The sequence below is a fragment of the Pedobacter sp. MC2016-14 genome, assembly GCF_020991475.1.
Lineage (GTDB): Bacteria > Bacteroidota > Bacteroidia > Sphingobacteriales > Sphingobacteriaceae > Pedobacter.
Genome location: NZ_JAJMPA010000001.1, coordinates 797,243 through 822,031, shown reverse-complemented (window position 1 = coordinate 822,031; position 24,789 = coordinate 797,243). Strand labels below are relative to the sequence as shown.

Sequence of the window (24,789 nt, the reverse complement as noted above, 5' to 3'; positions counted from 1 at the left end):
TTATTTTACCTTTTTGTTTAAATTGATCAAAGTCCTGATGAGTATAATTGCCGTTATGATGAAATATAAAGGCAGCATTATTAGTATACCAAAATTTTCAACCGCAAGCATCATGCGTACTATAAGCGCGCTGATTGCAACATAACTGTAAAGCACAAGTAGCAGTAGGAAATAGAACGACTTGTCTTTGATTGCATCCACATACAGCGGGTAAGCGAGTACGGCTACACCCAATAGCCAGAAAATGGAAGTTCCAAGCTCATAGTAATAAAAATACCCTGAAAGTAGTGTAATAAAGCCCAAGTGGACACCAAAATGGAGGTAATTGAACTTGAAATGCTTTTTAAAGTCAAGCTTTTCAGACAGCCAGGCCATTGCTAGTAATATAAATGCCAATAGGAGATAAGTATAAAGCAGGTCTGGATGAGCAAATATGTCATTTGATAAAAGTTCTCTTGGTGTGGCAGAGATGCCCATAAAAAGGGCCATATTAGTAATCGCTAGTCCTTGAATACCCTGGTGGTCGAATGCATACGCTACGTAATAGAGCACCATCATGGGGATTAATGTGGCTAGTTCATAATGATTACCAAAAACAGTATACTGAAACTGTAGGTAGCCAAGAAAGCTGATGAAGCTGAGGCAGGCCAACAGCAGGATATAGTCGAAAAATGAATCCGGAGATTTCACTTTTGTTTGACTAAAGGGGGCTTTCTTTTTAAAACAGTAAAAGAAACAGACCGTGCTGACTGACGCAATAAGTGTCAGAATAGCTTGATGACCAATAGTATCTATATTCTTATAAATTAATATTCCAAGGCCTGAGCTGAGTAGCATTACCCCAAGATACAGGATTGTTTTTAGCTCCCAGTGTAAAGAAAATAAGGGCTGTGCATACCTCTCTTTTATCTTTTCCGACGATTCTGGCCCAATAAGCCCTTCCTCAAGTAATCTTCTATGTAAATCAAACTCCATAACAGCAGTAATATTTTATGCAATTATGTAATCATACGAAAAAGATCCTATTAAAATTACTATGCTGTCAATTTGACAAAAAAATTAATTGGAACATCCCTTGATATATCAGCGGAGTAATAAAAAAGAGTTATCATATGAGCATAGAAGAAAAGGGAAGTATTTCCATCCACACTGAAAACATTTTTCCCATTATTAAGAAATTCCTTTATTCTGATAATGAGATATTCCTGCGTGAATTAGTTTCCAATGCTGTAGACGCGGTACAAAAAATCAAACGTTTAGCGGCGCTTGGCCAATACAACGGCGAACTAGGAAATCCACTGGTAGAAGTGGCTGTTGATAAGGAGCAGAAAACCATAACCATCACAGACAATGGTTTAGGTATGACTGCAGAAGAAATAAAAAAATACATCAATCAGGTAGCATTTTCTGGTGCCAGTGAGTTTGTAGAGAAATTCAAAGATGCAAAAGATGCCAATGAGATCATTGGTAAGTTTGGTTTGGGTTTTTATTCTGCGTTCATGGTTTCAGATCTTGTTGAAATCCAAACCTTATCTTACCAGGATGGCGCTGAGCCAGCGCGTTGGGTGTGTGACGGAAGTACACAGTATGAAATTTCTGAAGGTAACAGAACTACCCGCGGAACACAAATCACCTTACATGTTAATGCAGAATCTGAAGAATTCCTGGAAACAGGTAAACTGGAAGAAATTCTGGACAAATACGGTAAGTTTTTACCTGTGCCCATTAAGTTTGGAACAAAGACAGAACAGCAGCCTGATGGTGAAGATGAAGAAGGAAAACCAAAAACAATTGGTGTAGAAGTTGACAACATTATCAATACTACAAACCCAATCTGGACTAAGGCTCCTGCAGATTTGTCAGACGAGGACTATCTTGCCTTCTATAAACAACTTTATCCTTTCTCTGAAGATCCATTGTTCTGGATTCACCTTAATGTAGATTATCCTTTCAACCTAACTGGAGTGTTATACTTCCCTAAAGTGAAAAATGATTTTGACATGCAGCGCAATAAAATCAAATTGTACTCACGTCAGGTATTCATCACAGATGAAGTAAAAGATATTGTTCCAGAATTTTTAATGTTGTTGCATGGTGTAATTGATTCACCAGATATTCCATTGAACGTTTCAAGAAGTTTCTTACAGGCAGATAGTAACGTTAAAAAGATCAATAGCTACATTACCAAAAAGGTAGCTGATAAACTGGCTGAGCTTTTCAACAAAGACCGTAAAGCTTACGAAGAGAAATGGAGCGATATCGGATTATTTGTGAAGTACGGTATGGTGAGCGAAGAAAAATTCTACGATAAAGCCAAAGATTTCGCTTTGCTAACCACCACTAAAAAGGAACATTTCACCCTTGATGAATATCGTGAAAAAGTAGCTCCTATTCAAACAGATAAAAACGGACAGGTGGTTTACATTTATGCCAACGATCCTGAAAAACAAGATAGCTTCATTCAATCGGCCAATAAAAAAGATTACGACGTATTGTTGATGAACTCGCCTATTGACAATCATTTTGTAAGTCAGCTGGAGCAGAAACTGGAAAAAACCTTAATGAAACGTGTTGATTCCGGAGTTCCAAGTAAGTTGATTGAAAAGGACGAAAATATCGAGTCTGTTTTAACTGAAGATCAGTCTAAAAAAATTGCAGAAATCTTTGATAAAGCAATTAGCAAACCAGGCTATACTGTTGAAATTGTAGGTCTTAACCCAGAAGAACTGCCGGTAACAGTAACTATGGACGAGTTTATGCGCAGAATGAAAGACATGGCTGCTATGGGTGGCGGTATGAGTTTCTATGGCAGCATGCCAGATAGCTACAAGGTAGCCATTAATGGAAACCATAAATTAATCAATAAGATTCTTAGTACAGAAGATGATGCTGCACAAAGTACGCTGGCTAAACAAGCAGTAGATTTGGCTTTGTTGTCTCAAGGGATGCTAACCGGAGCTGAGCTCACCGCTTTTGTAACCAGAAGTGTAGAATTAATATAACTTTTTTGTGGCTGGCTTTTCCTGGCCAGCCACTATTTTTAGAATATGCAACAACCATTTGACATCACCATCGGCAGCGTTGACTATGCTGTATTTCCTGAAGGAAATGAGATCTATACTATTTTTAAAGATGGTAAGGAATACATACAGATTCAAAAAGACACAGATTTGCAGTGGTTAAAGCTAGATGCTGAAACGGCACTTCCGTTGTTTGAAACAGACGAGGAAGTGGCTAAAATTGGTGCACAAATTCTGGCCTATGTGCCAGAAGAAGATGATGAAGAAGAAAGTTACGATGGAGAACTTGATCAGGATGACGAACTGGATGGATAATTATCCGGTCCAGCTGTCCCTGTCCAGGCTCCTGTAATGTATGGCCTCCGCCAGGTGTTCCAGTTTAATTTCTTCGCTATTCTCCAAATCTGCAATGGTTCTGGAAACTTTCAATATCCTATCATAGGCCCGGGCAGAAAGCCCAAGTTTTTCCATTGCAGCTTTAATTAAGGTTTTTCCAGCCTCATTGATTTTGCAAATCGACTTCACCATATTAGGGCTCATTTGTGCATTATAATGTATGGTGGTTAAGTCTTTAAACCTAATGTCCTGCAATGCCCTCGCTTTAATTACCCTTTCCCGTATTACGGCGCTCTTTTCTGTTGCCTCGGTTGATGACAGCTCATTAAATTTTACAGGAGTTACTTCTACATGAAGATCTATACGGTCTAGCAAGGGCCCGGAGATTTTACTGAGGTATTTTTGTACCGCCCCTCCCGGGCAGGTGCATTCCTTTTCAGGATGGTTGTGAAAACCACAAGGGCAGGGGTTCATCGATGCAATGAGCATAAAGCTGGCGGGGTAATCTACACTTAACCTGGACCGGGATATATTAACCTGCCGATCTTCCAGGGGCTGGCGCATCACCTCAAGCACAGCACGCTTAAACTCCGGAAGTTCATCTAAAAACAAGACACCGTTGTGGGCAAGTGAAATTTCGCCTGGCTGCGGATTGCTGCCACCACCCACCAGGGCCACATCAGAAATCGTGTGATGCGGGCTGCGGTATGGTCTTTCAGTCATTAAAGATTCCTTTGCATTTAATTTGCCTGCTACAGAATGGATTTTTGTGGTTTCTAAAGCTTCGTGAAGGTTTAATGGCGGCAAAATTGTAGGTAGTCGCTTTGCCAGCATGGTTTTGCCCGCACCCGGCGGACCAATTAATATCAGGTTATGCCCACCTGCTGCGGCAATTTCTAATGCCCTTTTGATATTTTGCTGGCCCTTAACATCAGAAAAATCCTGCTCATAGCTGTTTACATTGTTGTAAAATTCATTTCTCGTATCTACGATCACAGGTTTGAGTGCTTGGGTACCATTAAAAAAATCGACTACCTCTTTCAGCGTTTTTACCCCAAAAATATCCAGTTCATTTACAATCGCAGCTTCTCTGGAATTGTCTTCCGGTAAAATAAATCCAGCAAAACCAGCATTGCGTGCCTGTATAGAGATTGGCAATGCCCCTCTTATCGATTGTAAGCCGCCATCAAGCGAAAGTTCGCCCATAATCAGGTATTTGCTCAGTGCTGCGGTTTCTACCTGCCCAGAAGCCGCTAAAATAGCTATGGCTATGGGGAGGTCGTATGATGAGCCCTCTTTCCTAATGTCCGCAGGAGCTAAATTAATTACAATTTTTTGGCGGGGCATTCGTAATCCAGAAGTCTGGATGGCACTTTCTATCCTTTTCAGACTTTCTTTAATGGCATTGTCAGGTAAGCCCACAATGTGGTACTTATTTCCACCCCCAATACTTACTTCAATTGTAATGGTCAATGCGTTAACGCCAAACACTGCACTTCCAAAAGTTTTTACCAGCATAATATATCTATTTTGATAATTATGTCTTTTTATTTCATAAAGTGCGAATAAAAGGTAAAAAAAAAGCCCCGCCAAAAAGCAGGGCCTTCAAAAAAGTATATCAATTTACATTCTTCCTTGTGGCATTTTAGGCATCCCTTTCATCATTTTAGCCGCAGCCATCGGATTAGACATTTGTTTCATCACCTTACGCATGTCTTCAAACTGTTTAATCAGTTTACTCACATCTTCAACCTTATTTCCAGAGCCTTTAGCAATGCGTAAACGACGGCTTTGTACAATGCTGTCGGGATTTTCCCGCTCGTACTTTGTCATCGATTGGATAATTGATTCCACACCTTTAAAAGCATCATCCTCAATTTCCACGTTTTTCATCATTTTGCTTACGCCAGGTATCATGCCCATAAGGTCTTTCATGTTACCCATTTTTTTAATTTGCTGGATCTGGTTGTAAAAATCGTTGAAGTCGAATTTATTTTTACGGATTTTCTTTTGAAGTTCAGCAGCTTCTTTTTCATTAAACTGCTCTTGTGCACGCTCAACAAGGGAAACCACATCACCCATACCCAAAATCCTTGAAGCCATCCTGTCCGGATAAAAAACATCAAGGGCTTCCATTTTCTCTCCTGTACCAATAAATTTAATCGGTTTATCAACTACAGATTTAATAGAAAGGGCTGCACCACCACGGGTATCACCATCCAATTTGGTTAATACTACCCCTGTAAAATCCAGGCGATCGTTAAATGCCTTTGCGGTATTAACCGCATCCTGACCTGTCATGGCATCTACCACAAACAAAATTTCATGAGGTTTGGTGCCTGCTTTTACAGCAGCAATCTCATCCATCATTTGCTCATCAATAGCCAAACGGCCGGCCGTATCTATAATGATGACGTTGTTTTGCTGTTTTTTACCCTCAGCAATCCCTTCAAGTGCAATCCCTACAGGATCTTTAGAGTCTTTATTAGCATAAACAGGAACGCCAATTTGCGCACCCAAAATCTGGAGTTGGTCAACTGCCGCCGGACGGTAAACGTCACCAGCAATCAGTAATGGTTTTTTACCTTTACTTTTCAGGTAATTTGCCAGTTTACCGGTAAAAGTAGTTTTACCAGCTCCGTTTAAACCTGCAATTAGTATAATTGTTGGGTTACTTTTAAGATCAAGCTCCGAAACATTGCCTCCCATCAGGGCAGCAAGCTCATCGTTCATTATTTTAGTCAGCAACTGACCCGGAGAAACGGCTGTTAAAACATTTGCCCCAAGTGCTTTTTCCTTTACATCATCTGTAAAAGCCTTAGCTGTTTTATAATTTACATCGGCATCAAGCAAAGCCTTACGGATTTCCTTCATGGTTTCTGCCACGTTAATCTCTGTGATGCTTCCCTGGCCTTTTAAAACTTTAAATGCGCGGTCTAGTTTATCCTGTAAATTTTCAAACATTGTTTTTAATGCTTAGTGTTCAATTGTTGTGAGTACAAAGTTATTAATTTTTGCCCGAAAGCCTGTTAATATCCAACCTTTATCGAGGAAAAACAAAAACCAAGCCCAAAGCAAGGGTTTGACTGGCTTGTATTTTTGCAGGGGTGTTCTTATTGATGGTGATATTTTTATCATATAGCCCAACACCAGCAACAGATACGTTCATAAACCTGTTTACTTTCGCGGTTATCATCACGTCAAGCCTGTAATTTGTATAGCTCAAATCGTCATATGGAATAAACATCAGGTATTTGGTTTTCAGGTTAACGTTTTGAAAAATATCTTTTTCAAAGCTGGATACCAGCTGAAAGGCCAGGTCATTTCTGAATTTATCACCAATTGGCACCCCAAAGTTGTCTGCCTTATTAGGGTTTCCACTCGCTTCAAGCAGCTTCATATTATCCAGCACAAAAGTTTGTCTGGCCGTTCCTGTGCCTATACGTGTAGAGAAGTATTTTGAAGGCTTATACTCAAAACCCAGTGATTCTGTAAGGTATCCGGGAGACATGAAGGTTGATATTAACCTGGATTGTTCGTCTCCATTTGCATCTCTGTAATAGGAATAACCATTGTCAAATTGAGACTCAAAACTTACAGATCCAAAGAAGTACCAGTTTTTAGAGAGCTGTATCGCTGCTTTATTATCCCAAAAAATACGATCTACCGTTTTCTTTTGCAGCTGGTTCTTGTTTTTAACTTTTCCGTAATTTAAAATTACTTCTGATATGTAACTATAATTCTCTTTACTGTATTCCGCTTTATGATTAATTAAACCCGCAAGGGCAAGAGAGTTTACCCCACCACCACTCCAGTTGTCGCTAAAAGCAGCCTGGTTAACGTTTAAACCTACGCTTGTTTTGGTTTTCCAGTAATTTACTTTAGCATTAACCACTATTGGGGTTAATTGTACCGGCTTAAAAAGGAGGGTTCCCATTCTTGAAGGAAGAGGGCTTCTTTTGAGTTTAATGTTTAAATCTTTGGTATTGATAGGAATTGTGTCAACTTCCTGAGCCTTTAGCACCGTTGATCCTACACTTAAAAATAGCAAAAAAACGTAAAAACACTTCATTACTACAAAGAAAAACAAAATTGTGGCGTAATCGAAAGTTTATCTAAAATTTCTCGATAGTTACTTTCGGGAGCGGAGGAAGTCTAAAGGCTTTAGGATTTCTTTTGTAGGCCGCATAGTTGTTCTTCAGAAAAACAATAAAAGCATATTCCGAGGCCGACAATACAAAATCATAAGTTGGCCGGTATTGCTGCATAAAATCTGTTATTTCCTCTTTGCCAATAGGGATAACATGTTTAATATAGTCTTTTCTAAATCGGTAATCAATAATCGATTCCCTGTAATCTCTTTCCAGGATTTCCTGAAGGTGACGGGCATTTTTTCCTTTACGGCTAAGCAAATTATAAATAGCATCAATCCCTAATCCAGCCCCTGCAGAGCCTATAGTAAGCAAATCCCGGGAGCTGCCTCTATCCAATGCATATTTGTATTCTTTTTGAAGTTTGTCCTTTTGCTCTTCAGGTGTAATCATCCTCCCCAAAATGGCTACCTCTCTTAATCGTATCGATAAGGGCCTCAATTGAAAATAGATTGCTGTCTGTCCTTTAAATATTACCGTATCCAGGGCGTAACCTTGCAGCGCGGCAAATAAGGTGTCACCAACAAGGGCCTCAGTTTTAAATTCTCCCTTAGTGGTATTGTATAAGCCCTCGTCGTTCCGGGAGTTATAGATGTATACTTTAGCCAGCCTTTGCTTAGAAACCTTATCTATAACAAAGCCCAGCACAGGTTTTTCCTGAGCAAGTGCGTTAAATGACAGGATACTAAAAAAAGCCAAAAAATAAAGTCTCATGAATAACAAAGCTACTATTTAAGTGTTCAGGGGCATAATCATTAACATTATTTAACTAACGTTTGCCGCTTATAAAAGTATACTTTTTTCCCACTTATGTGCACTGTTTTTAATAGAAATGAAGCTGTCATGATGATAAAAGGCTTGTTTTGCTTAGCAGGATAGTTCATGACTTTAGTTGGATTGTCTATTTAAAAGACTTAGCGTATATGCTACTTTTACCCTGCCAAGTGTATTCCAATATGAAAGTTCAAATTCATTTACCATTCTTTTCTGCGTGTAATTTAAAATCTGTTAGATTTTGGTTTTTTGCAGCCGTTCTCTTACAAAATGCAGTTGCTCATGAAGCATCCGCACAACTGGTTACTATACCTGTCGAAACCCAGCATAATGCACTTATTTTACAGGCAGGTGCAAAGAAGGATCTTAAAATTATCTATTTCGGTAAAAAACTGGCCAATCAAAAAGAGTATGAATTGATCCCTTCCGGCAGCAAACAAATAGAAGACGGTACTGAATTGCTCAACTCTGCTTATACGCCGGCAGGCTCAAGAAATCTTTTTGAACCAGCAATTTCTGTTACTCATGCAGATGGTAACAATTCTCTTGATCTTCGTTATGTAAAACATGATTTCCAATCAATAAGTGATGGTGTTTCCTTACTTACCATTTTGCTTAAAGATCCGGTTTACAATTTTGAAGTAACGCTGTTTTACAAATCTTACTTTAAAGAAGATGTTATGGAACAATGGGCGGTAATCCGTCATCAGGAAAAAGGGGATGTAGTTCTTCAAAAATATGCTTCCGCAAATCTGCATTTAAAAGCAGGTAGCTATTGGTTAAAACAGTACCATGGAGATTGGGCGAAGGAAATGCAGCCAGAAGAGACAAAGATTACACACGGCATAAAAACATTAGACTCTAAATTAGGAACCCGGGCTAACCTATTCCAGCCTTCAGTTTTTATGGTTTCATTAGACAAACCAGCAACTGAAGATGAAGGCACAATACTCTATGGAGCGGTAGAATGGAGTGGTAATTTCAGGGTAGACCTTGAGGTAGATCAGCAAGATAACCTGAGGATTCTTGCAGGAATGAACAATTATGCTTCAGCCTATACTTTAAAAGCAAATCAGGATTTCGTAACCCCGGCATTTTTATATACGTTATCCAGTCAAGGCAAAGGTCTGGCCAGTCGTAATCTGCAGCAGTGGGCACGTAATTACAAATTGCTGGACGGAAAAGGAACCAGACTAACCCTTTTAAATAACTGGGAAGCCACTTATTTTGATTTTAACGAGGATAAACTGGCAGGATTGCTAAAAGACACCAGGAAACTAGGCGTTGACCTGTTCCTTCTTGATGATGGATGGTTTGCCAACAAGTATCCGCGAAATGATGATCATGCAGGTTTAGGAGATTGGCAAGAGAATAAGCAGAAGCTGCCCAATGGCATCTCCTCATTGGTAAAAGAAGCACAAGGTAACCGCGTAAAATTCGGCATTTGGTTAGAGCCCGAAATGGTAAATCCAAAAAGTGAATTGTACGAAAAGCATCCAGATTGGATTTTAAAGCAACCCCAACGGGCAGAGCATTATTTCAGGAATCAATTGGTGCTGGATCTTAGTAATCCAAAAGTGCAGGATTTTGTCTATCAAATTGTTGATGGTCTTTTTACCAAAAATCCAGATTTGGCATATATCAAATGGGATTGTAATGCTGTGGTCTATAATATATATAGTGCGCATTTAAAAAATCAAAATCATAGCTATATTGAATATGTAAGAGGGCTTTATAAAGTGCTCGAAAAAATACGTGCTAAGTATCCGCTGGTGCCAATGATGCTGTGTTCTGGTGGTGGTGGGCGTGTAGACTACGCAGCCTTAAAATACTTTACTGAATTTTGGCCAAGTGATAATACAGACCCAATAGAACGTATTTTTATGCAATGGGAGTATTCTTATTTCTATCCCGCAATTAGCAGTGCTAACCACGTTACCGACTGGGGTAAGCAGCCCATAAAATTCCGTACAGATGTAGCCATGATGGGGAAACTTGGATTTGACATCGTGGTGAGTAAACTAAGCGCTACCGATCTTGAATTTTGTCAGCAAGCCATTAAAACGTATAATGAAGTTAAACCTATTATTTGGCAAGGTTCACAATACCGGCTTTCCGACCCCCGCGAAAACAGTGTTGCGTCAATGTTTTACATCAATCCAGAACAGTCTGCGGGCATCATTTTCAATTACCTTGTAAATAACCGGTACGATGAGGGTAGTAAACTGCCCATTCGGTTAAAAGGATTAGACGCCGCTAAAAAGTACAGGTTAAAGGAAATTAATCTTTATCCAGGTACAAACCCAGGTATTGATGAAGGTAAGACCTATAGCGGAGATTACCTCATGAAAATTGGGTTTAACCCTGTGGTAAATGCCTCAAGGGCGAGTGTTGTTTTGAAGCTCGAGGCACTATAGCAAGCCACTAAGCAACTTCTTCTTTTTTTCTCCTTTGGTTGCGGTATTGATTGGGCGAAACATTCATATTTTTCTTAAACAATCTCGAAAAATGAAAGGGGTCATCATAGCCAAGGTTAAGCGATATTTCCTTTACCTTGGTTTCTGTGGTGTACAACATTACGCAGGCCTTCTGTAGTTTAAGGTGGATGAAGTAATCAAGAGGAGACATCCCTGTAGATTTTTTAAACAAACTGGAAAAGTGCGAGGAAGATAAATTGTTTTTTGTGGCCATTTCCTCTACAGATAACTTTTCATTTAAGTTGTTTTGCATGTAAACAATGGTTTCTTTAATCATGTCTTTTTCGTCCTGAACCTTCTCGTTGGTATGTTTGTCCGGGAAAAGAAATGTTGCCAGAAAGTGATATAAGCAAAGATTCGTGTTGATCAGGTTCTCGCTACTGTAGCCTAATTCGAGGTTTTTGTACATAGATTCCCACAAATCAAGGCCTTTTTGGTTGTATAAAATTTCCCTTGCCCCATCGTATAAGCCAATGTTAAAGCCGCGGTTAAAAGCATCCATATCATGGCCGGTAAAATGTACCCAATAAATACTCCATGGATCCTTTTCATCAGCACCGTAACACATAAACTCTTTGGTACTTGGAACAATAATAAATTCATTAGGCCCCACCTCAAAGCGCCTGTTGTTCAAAATAAACCAGCCCCGGCCACGTGTGCAGTAAATAAGGATGTTGTCTTCACATCCTTTCAATCGTTCGCGATAATGGTAAGTTGCTTTCGGGAAATAGCCAATATAGGTAATATATAACTGGCTCATTATAGGGTTCTCCTTTGCCGCACGTTTCCATGCTGCATCCGGAATGCAAATGTACTTTTCACCTTCAAATCCATCTTGTCTTTTAATATCGCCCATAATCTCAATTTAATCCATGTAGTTGTAGTTCGTGCTAATTCATTATAAATGTAAAGCTAATTTTTGATGGATTGTAAAAATATTGATAAGCGAATAATTCATGTTAATAAAGGGATGCACTATTTTTATCAGCTAAATGATGTAGTAGTTTTGAATCATGCCAGCAGTTTTATCGGGATGATGAATACTGTACTTTACATTATCTTAATCCACAAGAGCTGGTTAACCAAATAAAATCGAATTCAGTATGAACAAAATGCTACAAAAACATTGTAAGAATTTTAGTTGTCTGGCCGTTCTATTGCTTTTTTTTGGCAGTAGCGCCTTCTCCCAGGCACAGCCTAAAAAAACAATTACCGGATCTGTTGCCGATACCTCTGGGATAGGTATCCAGGGCGTGAGTGTTGTAGTTGAGAATAAGGCTAAAGCTGGTACCTCAACAGACCGAAATGGAAAGTTCGTATTGGACGTGGAGCCCGGTACCATATTAAGGGTTTCCTTTATCGGTTTCAAAACTCAACTAGTTAATGTCACCGCACAAAAACAAAGTTATTCAATTGTTTTAAAGGAAGACAACCTGCTGAATGACGTTGTAATTACCGCAATGGGACAAAAACAACGGAAAGAAGCCATCGTTGGCTCGGTAACCACGGTTAGACCTGGCGATTTAAAAACCCCATCCAGTAACTTAACCGGTGCATTGGCGGGAAAAGTCGCAGGAGTAATTGCTTTTCAACCAAGTGGTCAGCCCGGGCAGGACAATTCAAACTTCTTTATCAGGGGTGTAACTACTTTCGGCTACAGGAAAGAGCCATTAATATTAATTGATAACGTAGAGATGACCAGTTCAGACCTGGCACGTTTGCAGGTTGATGATTTAGAGAGCTTTTCCATCTTGAAAGATGCCAGTGCTACTGCACTTTATGGCGCCCGTGGAGGAAATGGAGTAATCCTTGTTAAAACTAAAGAGGGAAAGAACGGAAAGGCCCAGATCAATGTTAGATTAGAGCGCTCCGCATCCGAAGCCGTAAGGTCTCTTGAAATTGCTGATCCAATTACCTACATGCGGTTGTTCAATGAAGCTACTTTAACCAGAGGTACTTCATCAATTGCACCATACACCCCAAACAAAATTATGAATACCCAGGCAACGCTAAACGGTACGCCGGGTAGCAACGCTTTTGTCTATCCGGCAGTTAACTGGATGGACATGCTCTTTAAAAAGAGGACCAATACACAGCGGGCCAATTTAAATATTTCTGGTGGCGGTGGTGTGGCACGCTACTATATTGCCGGGTCTTACTCTGACGATAAGGGGATTTTAAGAACAGATATCAGGAACAATAACAACAACAATGTTAGTTTTAAAAACTACCAATTAAGGTCAAATGTAAATATAGACCTAACAAGCAGCACTGAACTTATTGTACGCTTGTCCGGTAACTTCAATGAATATACAGGTCCTATGACCAATGACCCATCATTTGCCACAGATCTTTATAATATAGCCTTACATACCAGCCCCGTAGATTTTCCAGCCTATTATGAGCCAGATGCTGCAAATGCAGGGGTACAGCATATTCTTTTTGGAAACAATATTGATGGCACCATTTTACCTGATGGTACATCAACGGGAAGCTCTACATCAGTAAAGAACATCAATCCCTATGCAGCACTTTTAAGGGGAAACAGAAGATATTCTGAGTCCCGGATGCTGGCGCAGCTCGAGGTAAACCAGAAGCTGAACTTTTTGACCAAAGGATTAAATTTCAAGGGAATCTTCAGCACAAACAGATATGCTAGATTCGAGTCACAACTTGCTTACGCACCATATTTTTACAATGTTTCCGCTTACGACAAAGGCACAAATCAATACCAGCTAAATTGGATCAACAGAGATGTAGACCAGGCGCGGGAATACCTGAATTACTATGCCGGAAAAAGTCAGCTAAATACCTTCCTTTATCTGCAGGGCGTCTTAGACTATTCGGCTGATCTAAACGAGAACCACAACGTCAGTGCAGCTTTAATTGGAACCCAACAACAATTGGTAAATGCCAATGCCGAGACCTTGTTTACCTCCTTGCCTTATCGAAATCTGGGCTTATCAGGTCGGGCTACCTACGCTTACAAAAGCCGGTATTTCCTGGAATTTAACTTTGGATACAATGGGTCTGAACGGTTTTCAGAAAATCACCGTTATGGCTTCTTTCCAACCATCGGTGCCTCCTGGATTGTATCTGGCGAGAAATTCTATGGCAATGTGGCTAACGTAATTGACAGGATGAAGTTGAGGGGAAGTTATGGTCTGGTAGGAAATGATGCCATCAGTGACAGAAGATTTTTCTACCTGTCCGATGTTAACCTCAATGGCGGTAAGCCTGCCACATTTGGTACCAATAACAGCTATTCTCATAATGGTGTTACGATCAATAATTACGAAAATACAGATGTTACCTGGGAGATTTCGAGGCAAATTAACCTGGGCATGGAATTAACATTCCTTAAAGATTTTCGATTTATAGCAGAAGTCTATAAAAACTTTAAATCAGACATCTTACAAAACAGAGAGTTTATCCCCACAACAATGGGATTGGAATCGGGTATTTCCGCAAACGTAGGTAAGGTAGAATCAAAAGGTATCGAGTTCTCATTAGATGGTAAAAAACAGCTGAGCCGAGATTTTAGTATATCATCCCTTGCCAATTTTACCTTTACCAGAAGTAAATATACCCAGTTTGAAGAGCCTGCATATGCAGAGCAATATCGTTCTCACCAAGGTGTAACGTTGAATAGAAATTATGGCTATATCGCCGAGCGTCTATTTGTAGATGATAATGAGGCTAGAAATTCTCCAAGGCAGATATTTAGTAATAATGGCATCGCTCCTATGGGCGGCGACATCAAATATCGTGACCTAAATCTTGACGGCGTAATAGACGCTAATGACCAGACCTGGCTGGGCAACCCAACAATACCAGAAATTGTGTATGGGTTTGGACTGACCACCGCCTTCAAAAACTTTGATCTCAATGCGTTTTTTCAGGGACAGGCCAGGGTTTCCTTTCTGATAGATCCTTCGCGAACAAGCCCTTTCATTAAAAGCCCGGATTCCTGGCTTCCTGGAGATACTCAGGTTCTTCAGCAATACGCTGATGACCATTGGTCTGAAGAAAATCAGAATTTGTATGCAATGTACCCACGTTTAGGAACAAATGGTGCCATCATCGAAAACACCCGTCAAAACAGTTCATGGTGGTTGCGTGATGGTAGTTTTTTAAGATTAAAATCTTTGGAATTCGGCTATACGCTTCCACGCAACCTGGTTAACAGAATGAAATTAAGGAATCTGAGAATCTATTTCAGCGGACTCAACCTGGTGACCTGGAGTCCTTTTACCATGTGGGATCCTGAATTAGGTGGAAATGGCTTTGCCTATCCCCTGCAAACAGTATATAACCTGGGTGTAACTGTTAATTTGTAATAACCTGTAGAGAACAAGACATGAAATCGTCATACTTAAAAATTTTATATACCGTTGTTATTGCTTTGTCCTTAACATCGTGTAAAAAGTATCTTAACGTTACACCTGATAATGTTGGTACCATAGATTATGCTTTCCGAAATAGGAATGAAGCAGAAAATTATTTGTTCGGCTGTTATTCCACGCTGCAACAACTGCAGTATCCCTGGCAGGATCCCGCTTTTACGACCTCCGGCGAAGTTATTTTTCCAAATACGTTAAGAGAAGGAGATGAACGCGGCGGTGTTAATCCGGTTGGATTTAATATCGTAAGGGGTACGCAGACAACCAACAATCCCGGGTTAAATTACTGGGATGGCCAGGAGGGTGGACAAGCGATGTTTCAAGCCATAAGGCGCTGTAATACAATGTTGGAAAATATCGACAAACCTATTGATTTGGGAGATTCTGAAAAAAAGCGCTGGATTGCAGAAACCAAATTTTTGAAAGCATACTATCATTTCTATCTATTCCGGATGTATGGCCCCATACCAGTTACAGACAAAAACCTGCCTGTAAACAGTACGCCAGAGGAAGTTAGGGTAAAAAGAAATCCGGCAGATTCAGTTGTAAACTATATCGTTCGCTTATTGGATGAAGCCACACCTGATCTTCCTGTCAGGATTACCAACCAGGCGCAAGAACTGGGAAGAATTACCTCCATCATTGCCTTGTCCGTAAAGGCTCAGGTGCTAATGACTGCCGCAAGCCCGTTATTTAATGGAAATAGAGACTATGCAGGTTTCCAGGATAAAGACGGACAGTTGCTCTTTAGTCAGGAGATTGATCCCAAAAAATGGGACCGTGCTGCCATTGCCTGTCGTGCGGCCCTTGATGCCAGTTTACAAAATGGTTCCCGCCTGCACACATTCGTTCCTGCAGGGAACTTACCTGCAAATTTGCCAGATTCATTAAAAAGGGTTCTTGGCTTGCAAACCGCAATTACTGAAAGGTGGGAATTAAATACCGAATTAATTTGGGCAATCAATCCAACTTATGGATTTGGGAAACAAGAAAAAGCAATGCCCAGGTTGAATGCCCAGGCAGCAAGTAATCTTATTGCACAAGGTACCTTTGCCGTGCCCCTGGCAGAGCAGGAGTTGTTTTATACAGATAAAGGATTGCCCATAGATCAGGATAAAACATTCGATTACAGGAACAGGTATAATTTAAAAACTGCAGGATTTGGAGATAGGTTTTATGTTCACAATGGATATGAGACTGTGCTTGCTCATTTTAATCGCGAACCTCGATTCTATTCTTCTCTTGCTTTTGATGGTGGTGTCTGGTATGGAAACGGATCGTTATTAGACCCGGCAAATGCACAATATGTGCAAGGAAGAGGTTTGGCCAGCTTTGCCGGACCTAAAAGCCCGCAATACACCAATATATCAGGCTGCTGGCCTAAAAAATTGGTTAATTATTTAACTACTTACACCAATCAAATGACTTGGGTAGATTTTCGATATCCGCTAATTAGATTGTCAGATCTATATTTGATGTATGCAGAAGCGCTAAATGAACAAGGGAAATCCTATACTGAAATTCTCCCTTATATAGACGAGGTACGCACCAGGGCCGGCATACCTAAAGTTGCTGATTCCTGGACTGCTACACTATCAAACACGCCGATGAAATATACCGGACAAGCTGGGTTACGCGAAATCATACATCAGGAAAGAAGGATTGAACTGGCATTCGAATCTATTGCAGGTTGGGACTTACGTCGTTGGAAGGAACTACAGGTTGTCATGAGCAGACCGATGCAAGGATGGAGTATTACTGAAGAGCAACCTGTCAATTACTACAGGGCGCGTAATATATATGTCCCAGTATTTAATTCTAAAGACTACTTGTGGCCTATCAAAGATCAAAGCATTACGGTAAATAACAATTTGGTTCAGAATCCATTGTGGTAAATAAATAAAGAAATTATGATACCTAAAAATAAACTCACTATACTTTTTATCTTGCTGATTGCTGTCGCAATGGGCTGTAAAAAGAACAATAAAGGTTTTAATGAAGTCATATCAGGTGATCTAACTAAACCTGATGTGGTTAGCAATATTAAAGTCGATAATTTTAATGGCGGTGCAAATATCACCTACGATCTGCCAAATTCGCCTAATATTTTGTACGTACAGGCAAAGTACAAGATCAATGGAAGTACTTCGAGAGAAGCCAAGTCATCGTATTACCAGGATACCATTGTGGTAAATGGATTTGCCGAAGCCAAATCTTACGAAGTAACATTATATACCGTATCAAGAGCAAATGTTATGTCAGACCCGGTTACGGTTACAGTTAACCCCACAATACCAGTATATAAATTGGTAAGACCAAGCCTAAATATGGTTCCTGATTTTGGAGGTGTGAGTATTACGGCCAGTAATCCTACGAAAAAGGAGGTTGGGCTGGTTTTCCTGGCCTACAATGCCAATACAAGGGCTATGGAGATACAGGATCAGTTCTTTTCCAAGCTCGAAACTATCGACTACGCTGTTCGGGGATTCAAAGCGGAATCACAAGATTTCGCCATATATGTTACTGATAAATGGGGCAATGTATCTGACACGTTGAAAAAGACACTAACGCCTATTTTTGAAGAAGCACTAGATAAAAGCAAATTCAGCACGTTAACACTCGCTTCGGATGCACAGCTGGCGTATTCCGACTGGCCTACCACCAGCATGTGGGATGGCAGAACAGATGGAAATGGATGGCATTCTGCGGATGGAGGACAACTACCATTTACAGTAACCTTTGGCGTTGGACGATCTTACAAACTAAGCCGCTTTGTATTATATGAAAGAACGGGACAGTTCACTTACAATAACGGTAACCCTAAAGAATTTTCTTTATGGGGCTCAAATGTAGCTAGTCCTACAGACCGGAGACTACCACTGGTAGCTGCCGAAGGTACGGTATTAGGAGATTGGATCAATCTTGGAAATTTCAAGTTTCCTAATCCTCCATCAGGCAGTAGCCCTGGTTCAACTACCTCCGCAGATGAAGATTTTGTTAAAAAAGGTGTCGAATTTAGGGTGCCGCTTCAAGCGCCTGCGGTTAGGTATTTGAGAGTTGCAATCGCATCAACCTGGGGAACCAGTGGTACAGCATACATCATGGAAATTACACCTTTTGGTACACCTCTATAACAAAGGCATTTAAAAAAATATAATCAGATGAAACCATCATGATCTTTCAAAATCACAAAGTAGAAAGATTAAGATCATGATAGCTTCATAACAGCTAAAAAACAAATTTAAACAGATGAAAAATTTTATGTTCATAATCGGATGTTTTCTGTTCGCACTTATGCTAAGCTGTGAAAAGGAACAGACCGACTTCAGGAACTTTTTTGATGGGAAAGAAATTGTATACACCGGCAGCGTTGGAAAAGTTGTCAGCAAGCCGGGTAATTTAAGGACCTTATTAAAATGGAAATCCAGTACAGATCCAAGTATTGTTAAATACGTCGTTTTCTATAACAAAACCGATTCCCAGGTTGTCAATATAACGGCCAAGACAGATAGTGTTTCTGCATTAATAGAGAACCTTCAGGAATTCGTTTATGCTTTTACAATATATTCTTACGATGCAAAGGGCAATAAGTCCATACCCACAATTGTAAATAATGTTAAGATCTATGGCCCCACTTATAGGGCTGGCTTGTTAAACCGCGCATATGATGCAGAAGAGCCCTATACCAGGGACGACAATGGTGTATTTACATTAAATTTTAATGCACCTGATACCATTAATGTCAATACCGTAGTAAGGTATACCAATACATCGGGAGCAACTGTAGAGAAAATCCTTTTGCCTACCGCCTCTTCTTTAACGCTTGCAGACCTTAAAGAAGGTACGGAGATCTTTTACAGGTCTTCTTACATTCCCGGTCAGGGCTCTTTAGATGTGTTTACCGTTCAGGAATTTAGTGCGTATCCTCCTTATGTTTATAAAGATGTGATGTGCAAGAAATCATTGTTTAGCGCGGCACCACTCCCTAACGATGCCTATGCTGATTATGGTACCAGTATTGAGAAATTATGGGACGGTACTGTTAGTCCGCAAGGCTACCCTAATATTTTTCATACCAATAACGGATCTTATCCGCACGTGTTTACAATTGATATGGGCAGGACTTATAAGCAGCTTACTTACATGGAAGAAACCGGAAGGGATTGCTGTCACAATCCAATCAAGTTTGAGATTTGGGGCTCCAATACCTTAACCGCAACGAATCTGAGAGCAGATGAAAACGGCTGGGCGGCAGAATCTGTAGCCAAAGGATGGACCTTGTTAAAAGAAGTCACAAGAAATGATGATGGAAGTAGTGCCTTAAAAATAAGCTTAATGCCAAATCCACCAGCAGTACGCTACATCAGGATTAGGGTGCTAACTACTGCAACCGGGAATACAGCAAGTAATATCAGTGAGCTTACTTTCTGGAATTATCAATAAAATATACTCTTCTCATGATACTAAAGACCACAACAAAAGACGTCCGATTTCCCCTTGGAAAAGGTGCTGGTAGCGATGCCATTCACCGAGATCCAATCTATTCTTATGCCGTAACCTATTTACATGACGATAGTGGTCATACCGGAACTGGTTTTGCCTTCACCCTTGGTGAGGGCAATGACCTGGTTTGCAAGGCAGCTCAGTTCTATGCAGAACAATTAAAAGGAAAAGACATTGAAGAGCTCATGGCAAACTTTGGAGAGACCTTTAAACAGTTTTCCAATGAGCAGCAATTCAGATGGCTGGGTCCGCATAAGGGGGTGGTGCACCTGGGCCTTGCCGCTGTTACCAATGCCTGTTACGACCTCTGGGCAAAAAAAAGAGGGGTTCCGCTTTGGAAACTACTTACCGATCTTTCACCAGAGCAAATCGTAAAAACATTAGACTTGTCTTATCTGGAAGATGAATTAACAGAACAGCAAGCACTATCACTGCTCATTCAGAATACCGTAGGCAAAGAACAGCGAAAAGACATCCTTTTAAAGGGCTATCCAGGATACGATACCTCCATTGGCTGGTTTAACTACAGCGATGAACAAGTACGGGAGAATACCCTCCGGGCTGTAGATCAGGGCTATATAGCAATGAAATTAAAGGTGGGCTCAGCAGAAGCAGAAAGAGACATTCGCCGCGCACACCTGGTTAGAGAAACTACCGGAGATGCCGTTAAGATCATGCTTGATGCAAACCAGCAATGGAACCTGCCCCAGGCTTTAAAAATATGCAAACAGTTGCAGTCAATGAATCCATATTGGATTGAAGAGCCTACACATCCCGACGACATATTAGCACATAAAACACTGGCCGATGCCATTGCGCCTACTAAATTAGCCCTTGGAGAACATGTGCCCAACCGGATCATCTTTAAAAACTACCTTCAAAGCAAATGTGCCGGCTTCATTCAGGTAGATGCCGTTCGCGTAGGAGGCGTGAGTGAGTTTATTACAGTGAGCTTGCTTTGTCGCAAATACGGCATCCCCGTAGTTCCGCATGTGGGTGATATGGGCCAGTTACATCAACATCTCGTTTTATTTAATCATATTAGCATGGGCCATGAGGCTTTGTTCCTGGAACAAATTCCTCACCTGCAGCAACATTTTGTGCATCCTGTACAAATTAAAGGGGGTGTTTATATCACGCCACAAGAACCAGGAAGTAGCTGCGATTTGAAGGATTAATTTAAAGCAAAGCAAGAGTATGATACACCTCACAGATCTTCTTATCAGCATCTTTTATATTGCTGCCATTCTGGTAATCGGCCTTTGGGTTGGCATCAGGCACCGCAATAAAAGTAAAGCCGATGCCGCCAGTCAATACTTTCTGGCAGGAAAATCCCTGCGCTGGCCTGCCATAGGACTTGCCTTATTTGCCACCAACATTTCTACCGTTCATTTAGTGAGTCTGGCACAAAGTGGTTTTGATACCGGACTGCTCAATGGCAATTTTGAATGGATGGCCGCTTTTACCCTGATCTTGCTTGCCTTGTTTTTTGCCCCGTTCTACATCAAATCCGGGGTGTCTACCTTACCAGATTTTTTAGAGAAACGGTACGACAGGTCCAGCCGCGATTGGCTTACTTTCATTTCCATATTCTCTGCAATTATTATCCATATCGCATTTTCCATGCTTGCCGGAGGAATTGTACTTAAAACACTTTTTGGGGTAAATATTTATGTTAGTGTCATTGTCATTTCTATCATCACGGCCGTTTACACCATTATTGGCGGCTTAAAAGCAGTTGTGGTTACAGAATCCATTCAAACGGTGGTCTTACTAACGGGCGCATTTGTAATTTGTGTAGCGGCATATTACCAAATGGATGGTTGGCAACCTATGGTAGATGTGCTGAAAAGAACCAACAGCATGGAAAAACTTTCTATGTTGCGGCCGCATGGCGACGCCGGGGGCATGCCCTGGTATGCGGTGTTTTTAGGTTACCCTGTATTGGGCATTTGGTACTGGTGCGCAGATCAAACCATAGTACAGCGCGTATTGGGGGCAAAAGATGAAAATCATGCCCGTATAGGCCCTATATTTTGCGGCTTTATTAAAATACTTCCCGTATTTATTTTCATACTTCCGGGCCTGTTTGCTTATACCTTGGCACAATCCGGAAAACTGGACCTCTCTGCCATTACCGCTGTTGATGCGGCAGGCGTAAAAACGGTAGATAGCAAAGGAATTTATACCCTAATGATTACCCAGCTTCTGCCTACCGGATTAGTTGGTGTACTTATCGCCGCTTTATTATCGGGCTTAATGAGCCAGGTATCAGGCGCATTAAATTCCATTTCAACCATGGTAAGTTATGACATTTATGCCCGGTATAAGCCAGGATTAAGCGATCAGCAATTGGTAAAAACAGGTAAAATTGCTGCGGGCATTGCACTCGTGTTTTCCTTATTTTTGTTGCCGCTACTCAATAAATACGAGAGTATTTTTAATGGCCTCAATGATATTATTGCGCATGTGGCCCCACCAATTACCTGTGTGTTTTTATTAGGCGTATTCTGGGAAAAAGCATCTGCCAAATCCGCAAAACTTACCCTATGGCTTGGCTCTGCATTAGGTGCGGCCGTATTTATAGTCAATAAAACATTTACTGAAACGGCAATTGCCCACATCCCATTTATGATGGTTGCCTTTTATCTCTTCTGTATTTGTGTGTTGATGCAGGTTGTGTTCTCTTTCCTTTACCCCGTTCAGCATACAAAAGACAGCAGGGTTTTATACTGGAAATCTTTTTCCGAACCCCTGCAGTCTAAAGGATGGCAGGGATTGGGTAATTACAAAATCTTATCAGCGCTACTTTTTATCATCATGTCCGTACTGTTTTACTTATTTAGATAGATCCTTAAAATTATGCTCAAGAAATCCTTAAATGCTAAAATGATACTGCTTATTATTTTGCTCCTCCCTCTTAAACAGCTGCTGGCGCAAAATAAAAGCATGACCTTGTGGGACAACAGGCCCGCTCAGACCTGGATGACAGAAGCCTACCCTTTGGGTAACGGACGAATGGGCGGAATGGTCTTTGGAGGAATTGCCCGGGAACGTATACAATTTAATGAAATCAGCCTCTGGACAGGTGATGAACAAGAAACAGGTGCTTACCAGGCATTTGGCGATTTGTACATCAACTTTCAAGCTTCAGAAAGTAATCCTGTAGCATATAAAAGGCAGTTAGACATTAGCCGCGCGGTTCAGGAAATCACCTACAGCAGCAACAATGTAGCCTACAAACGACAGTATTTCTGCAGTTATCCAGATCAGGTGATGGTAATGCATTTTACTGCGAATAAAAAAGCAGCCTATTCAGCGGTTATACAGCTTAGTGATGCACATCAATCCACTACATCGGCAGAGGGTACCCGCATTAAAATCTCCGGAAAATTACCCAATGGATTAAAATACCAGGCTACAGCATTGCTTAAAAATGTTGGGGGAACATGCATTGCAGAACCAGATGGTAAAGGCGGTTCTCAATTAAATTTAAAAGGAGCCGATGGACTAACAATTATCCTTTCTGCAGCAACAGACTATAGCAACCAGAGGGCAAAGAAATGGCGGGCAGAAGACCCGGCAATAAAAGTTAATCAAGCCATTGACATTGCAGCCAGAAAAACTTTTCAGCAGTTGATGACCAGGCACCTTCAGGATTATCAATCTCTGTTTGGAAGAGTTGCTTTAAGTTTAGGCACTACTGCTCCTGAAATAGCTGCTTCAGCTACTCATGAAAGACTTATAAACTACAAGAAGAAACAAGATCCGGAGTTAGAAGCTTTACTTTTTCAATATGGACGGTATTTATTAATCAGTTCTTCCAGAAAAGGGGGACTACCTGCAAACCTGCAAGGCTTATGGAATGAAAGCAATAACCCGCCATGGCGCTCAGACTACCACTCTAACATCAATATCCAAATGAATTATTGGCTTGCCGAGCCTGCTAATCTTTCAGAATGTCATTTCCCTTATCTAGACTATATCAATAGTATGAGGGAGGTTAAAAAAGAAAATACACAAAAGGAATATCCAGGCGTGAGGGGCTGGACGGTAAAAACAGAGAACAATATCTTCGGCGGTGAAAGCTTTACATGGAATACGCCAGGAAGCGCCTGGTATGTGCAGGATCTTTGGGAACACTATGCCTTTACCAAAGACAAAGCGTACCTGAAAAACTTTGCTTATCCCATATTAAAAGAAGTGACTATGTTTTGGGATGACCACCTCAAACGCAGGCCTGATGGTACTTTAGTTTCCCCTATGGGCTGGTCGCCAGAGCATGGGCCAACTGAAGATGGTGTGAGTTATGATCAGCAAATTGTATATGACCTTTTTACCAATTACATTGCTTCGGCAGACATTTTGGGGATAGATAAAACTTATAAAGACCGGATTACCACTTTAAGGGCCAATTTGCTACAACCCAAAATTGGCAAATGGGGGCAATTGCAAGAGTGGGAAACAGATCGGGACGATCCCAAAGATACCCACCGCCATGCTTCGCACCTTTTTGGACTGCACCCCGGTAAACAATTTAGCGTATCAAAAACACCCGAATTGGCAAAAGCAGCAAAAGTAAGCTTAACAGCCCGTGGCGACGAATCTACAGGATGGTCCATGGCCTGGAAAATGAATTTCTGGGCAAGACTGCATGATGGTGACCATGCCTACACCATTCTTAAAAACTTTATCACCCTTGTAGGCGGATCTGGGGTCAACTACGATAATGGCGGTGGTGTATATGCAAACTTGTTTTGCGCACATCCCCCGTTTCAGATTGACGGAAACCTGGGCTATACCGCAGGAATTGCAGAAATGCTTGTTCAAAGCCAAACAGAAGAGATAGAATTACTTCCTGCGCTTCCCAAAGCATGGGCAAATGGTTCTGCCAAGGGATTAAAGGCGAGAGGAAATTTTGAACTCAGCCATCTCGAATGGCGGGCAGGCAAGCTGGTTAAACTGAGCCTGAAATCTCTTTCTGGCGGCCTTTGTAAGCTCAGGTCTTCACAAAAGTTGAGCGGTGACTTTCAAGCGCTGAAAACCGGAAAAGACGGGCAGGATTATGTTTATCATTTTAATACTACAGCAGGTAAAACTTACGAATTCACGAGCGCCCTTTAAT

At 40.9% G+C, this 24,789-nt stretch carries 16 protein-coding genes; 10 read left to right on the top strand and 6 right to left on the bottom strand.

Annotation, left to right across the window (positions count from 1 at the left end; translation table 11 throughout):
- Positions 1–975, bottom strand: a complete 975-nt coding sequence (locus LPB86_RS03405; protein ID WP_230641138.1) for a DUF2157 domain-containing protein — start codon at positions 973–975, stop codon at positions 1–3.
- 137 nt (positions 976–1,112) lie between these two features.
- Here LPB86_RS03405 and htpG point away from each other — a divergent pair, with 137 nt between their 5' ends.
- Both htpG and LPB86_RS03395 read left to right on the top strand, forming a co-directional pair.
- The gene (gene htpG / locus LPB86_RS03400) at positions 1,113–3,002 is read left to right on the top strand and encodes a molecular chaperone HtpG (protein ID WP_230641137.1); all 1,890 of its coding nucleotides are present in this window, start codon (positions 1,113–1,115) and stop codon (positions 3,000–3,002) included.
- A gap of 45 nt (positions 3,003–3,047) precedes the next feature.
- A complete protein-coding gene (locus LPB86_RS03395) occupies positions 3,048–3,335 on the top strand; it encodes a hypothetical protein (RefSeq protein WP_230641136.1) in 288 nt (95 codons plus the stop codon).
- Here the strand turns inward: LPB86_RS03395 and LPB86_RS03390 are convergent, their stop codons facing one another.
- From LPB86_RS03390 to LPB86_RS03375, 4 genes are all read right to left on the bottom strand, one after another.
- The gene (locus LPB86_RS03390) at positions 3,336–4,874 is read right to left on the bottom strand and encodes a YifB family Mg chelatase-like AAA ATPase (protein WP_230641135.1); all 1,539 of its coding nucleotides are present in this window, start codon (positions 4,872–4,874) and stop codon (positions 3,336–3,338) included.
- A gap of 105 nt (positions 4,875–4,979) precedes the next feature.
- Complete coding sequence (gene ffh, locus LPB86_RS03385) at positions 4,980–6,320, bottom strand: signal recognition particle protein (protein ID WP_230641134.1); 1,341 nt, start codon at positions 6,318–6,320, stop codon at positions 4,980–4,982.
- Between the two features lie 79 nt (positions 6,321–6,399).
- A complete protein-coding gene (locus LPB86_RS03380) occupies positions 6,400–7,428 on the bottom strand; it encodes a DUF3078 domain-containing protein (RefSeq protein WP_230641133.1) in 1,029 nt (342 codons plus the stop codon).
- A 43-nt stretch (positions 7,429–7,471) separates the two neighbouring features.
- Positions 7,472–8,221 (bottom strand): hypothetical protein, encoded by a 750-nt coding sequence (locus tag LPB86_RS03375; protein ID WP_230641132.1) that lies wholly within the window; start codon positions 8,219–8,221, stop codon positions 7,472–7,474.
- Positions 8,222–8,463: 242 nt separating this feature from the next.
- Here LPB86_RS03375 and LPB86_RS03370 point away from each other — a divergent pair, with 242 nt between their 5' ends.
- Complete coding sequence (locus LPB86_RS03370) at positions 8,464–10,698, top strand: alpha-galactosidase (RefSeq protein ID WP_230641131.1); 2,235 nt, start codon at positions 8,464–8,466, stop codon at positions 10,696–10,698.
- Positions 10,699–10,705: 7 nt separating this feature from the next.
- Here the strand turns inward: LPB86_RS03370 and LPB86_RS03365 are convergent, their stop codons facing one another.
- Positions 10,706–11,614, bottom strand: a complete 909-nt coding sequence (locus tag LPB86_RS03365) for an AraC family transcriptional regulator (RefSeq protein WP_230641130.1) — start codon at positions 11,612–11,614, stop codon at positions 10,706–10,708.
- A gap of 247 nt (positions 11,615–11,861) precedes the next feature.
- Between LPB86_RS03365 and LPB86_RS03360 the strand changes: the two genes are divergently transcribed.
- The 7 genes from LPB86_RS03360 to LPB86_RS03330 all read left to right on the top strand — a co-directional run bounded on the left by LPB86_RS03360 (position 11,862) and on the right by LPB86_RS03330 (position 24,788).
- Positions 11,862–15,098, top strand: a complete 3,237-nt coding sequence (locus LPB86_RS03360; RefSeq protein ID WP_230641129.1) for a TonB-dependent receptor — start codon at positions 11,862–11,864, stop codon at positions 15,096–15,098.
- A gap of 20 nt (positions 15,099–15,118) precedes the next feature.
- A complete protein-coding gene (locus LPB86_RS03355; RefSeq protein WP_230641128.1) occupies positions 15,119–17,056 on the top strand; it encodes a RagB/SusD family nutrient uptake outer membrane protein in 1,938 nt (645 codons plus the stop codon).
- Positions 17,057–17,071: 15 nt separating this feature from the next.
- The gene (locus LPB86_RS03350; RefSeq protein WP_230641127.1) at positions 17,072–18,295 is read left to right on the top strand and encodes a DUF4959 domain-containing protein; all 1,224 of its coding nucleotides are present in this window, start codon (positions 17,072–17,074) and stop codon (positions 18,293–18,295) included.
- A 127-nt stretch (positions 18,296–18,422) separates the two neighbouring features.
- Positions 18,423–19,604 carry a DUF4998 domain-containing protein gene (locus LPB86_RS03345; RefSeq protein ID WP_230641126.1) on the top strand — a complete coding sequence of 394 codons (1,182 nt, stop codon included), beginning with the start codon at positions 18,423–18,425 and terminating at the stop codon, positions 19,602–19,604.
- A gap of 14 nt (positions 19,605–19,618) precedes the next feature.
- The gene (locus tag LPB86_RS03340; protein ID WP_230641125.1) at positions 19,619–20,842 is read left to right on the top strand and encodes an enolase C-terminal domain-like protein; all 1,224 of its coding nucleotides are present in this window, start codon (positions 19,619–19,621) and stop codon (positions 20,840–20,842) included.
- Positions 20,843–20,861: 19 nt separating this feature from the next.
- Complete coding sequence (locus LPB86_RS03335; protein ID WP_230641124.1) at positions 20,862–22,514, top strand: sodium:solute symporter; 1,653 nt, start codon at positions 20,862–20,864, stop codon at positions 22,512–22,514.
- A gap of 12 nt (positions 22,515–22,526) precedes the next feature.
- Positions 22,527–24,788, top strand: a complete 2,262-nt coding sequence (locus tag LPB86_RS03330) for a glycoside hydrolase N-terminal domain-containing protein (protein ID WP_230641123.1) — start codon at positions 22,527–22,529, stop codon at positions 24,786–24,788.
- Position 24,789: the final 1 nt, after the last annotated feature.

Bases quoted from the DNA above. Each gene is read 5' to 3' on its own strand.
- LPB86_RS03405 (WP_230641138.1), bottom strand. From the start codon at position 975: ATGGAGTTTGATTTACATAGAAGATTACTTGAGGAAGGGCTTATTGGG.
- htpG (WP_230641137.1), top strand. From the start codon at position 1,113: ATGAGCATAGAAGAAAAGGGAAGTATTTCCATCCACACTGAAAACATT.
- LPB86_RS03395 (WP_230641136.1), top strand. From the start codon at position 3,048: ATGCAACAACCATTTGACATCACCATCGGCAGCGTTGACTATGCTGTA.
- LPB86_RS03390 (WP_230641135.1), bottom strand. From the start codon at position 4,874: ATGCTGGTAAAAACTTTTGGAAGTGCAGTGTTTGGCGTTAACGCATTG.
- ffh (WP_230641134.1), bottom strand. From the start codon at position 6,320: ATGTTTGAAAATTTACAGGATAAACTAGACCGCGCATTTAAAGTTTTA.
- LPB86_RS03380 (WP_230641133.1), bottom strand. From the start codon at position 7,428: ATGAAGTGTTTTTACGTTTTTTTGCTATTTTTAAGTGTAGGATCAACG.
- LPB86_RS03375 (WP_230641132.1), bottom strand. From the start codon at position 8,221: ATGAGACTTTATTTTTTGGCTTTTTTTAGTATCCTGTCATTTAACGCA.
- LPB86_RS03370 (WP_230641131.1), top strand. From the start codon at position 8,464: ATGAAAGTTCAAATTCATTTACCATTCTTTTCTGCGTGTAATTTAAAA.
- LPB86_RS03365 (WP_230641130.1), bottom strand. From the start codon at position 11,614: ATGGGCGATATTAAAAGACAAGATGGATTTGAAGGTGAAAAGTACATT.
- LPB86_RS03360 (WP_230641129.1), top strand. From the start codon at position 11,862: ATGAACAAAATGCTACAAAAACATTGTAAGAATTTTAGTTGTCTGGCC.
- LPB86_RS03355 (WP_230641128.1), top strand. From the start codon at position 15,119: ATGAAATCGTCATACTTAAAAATTTTATATACCGTTGTTATTGCTTTG.
- LPB86_RS03350 (WP_230641127.1), top strand. From the start codon at position 17,072: ATGATACCTAAAAATAAACTCACTATACTTTTTATCTTGCTGATTGCT.
- LPB86_RS03345 (WP_230641126.1), top strand. From the start codon at position 18,423: ATGTTCATAATCGGATGTTTTCTGTTCGCACTTATGCTAAGCTGTGAA.
- LPB86_RS03340 (WP_230641125.1), top strand. From the start codon at position 19,619: ATGATACTAAAGACCACAACAAAAGACGTCCGATTTCCCCTTGGAAAA.
- LPB86_RS03335 (WP_230641124.1), top strand. From the start codon at position 20,862: ATGATACACCTCACAGATCTTCTTATCAGCATCTTTTATATTGCTGCC.
- LPB86_RS03330 (WP_230641123.1), top strand. From the start codon at position 22,527: ATGCTCAAGAAATCCTTAAATGCTAAAATGATACTGCTTATTATTTTG.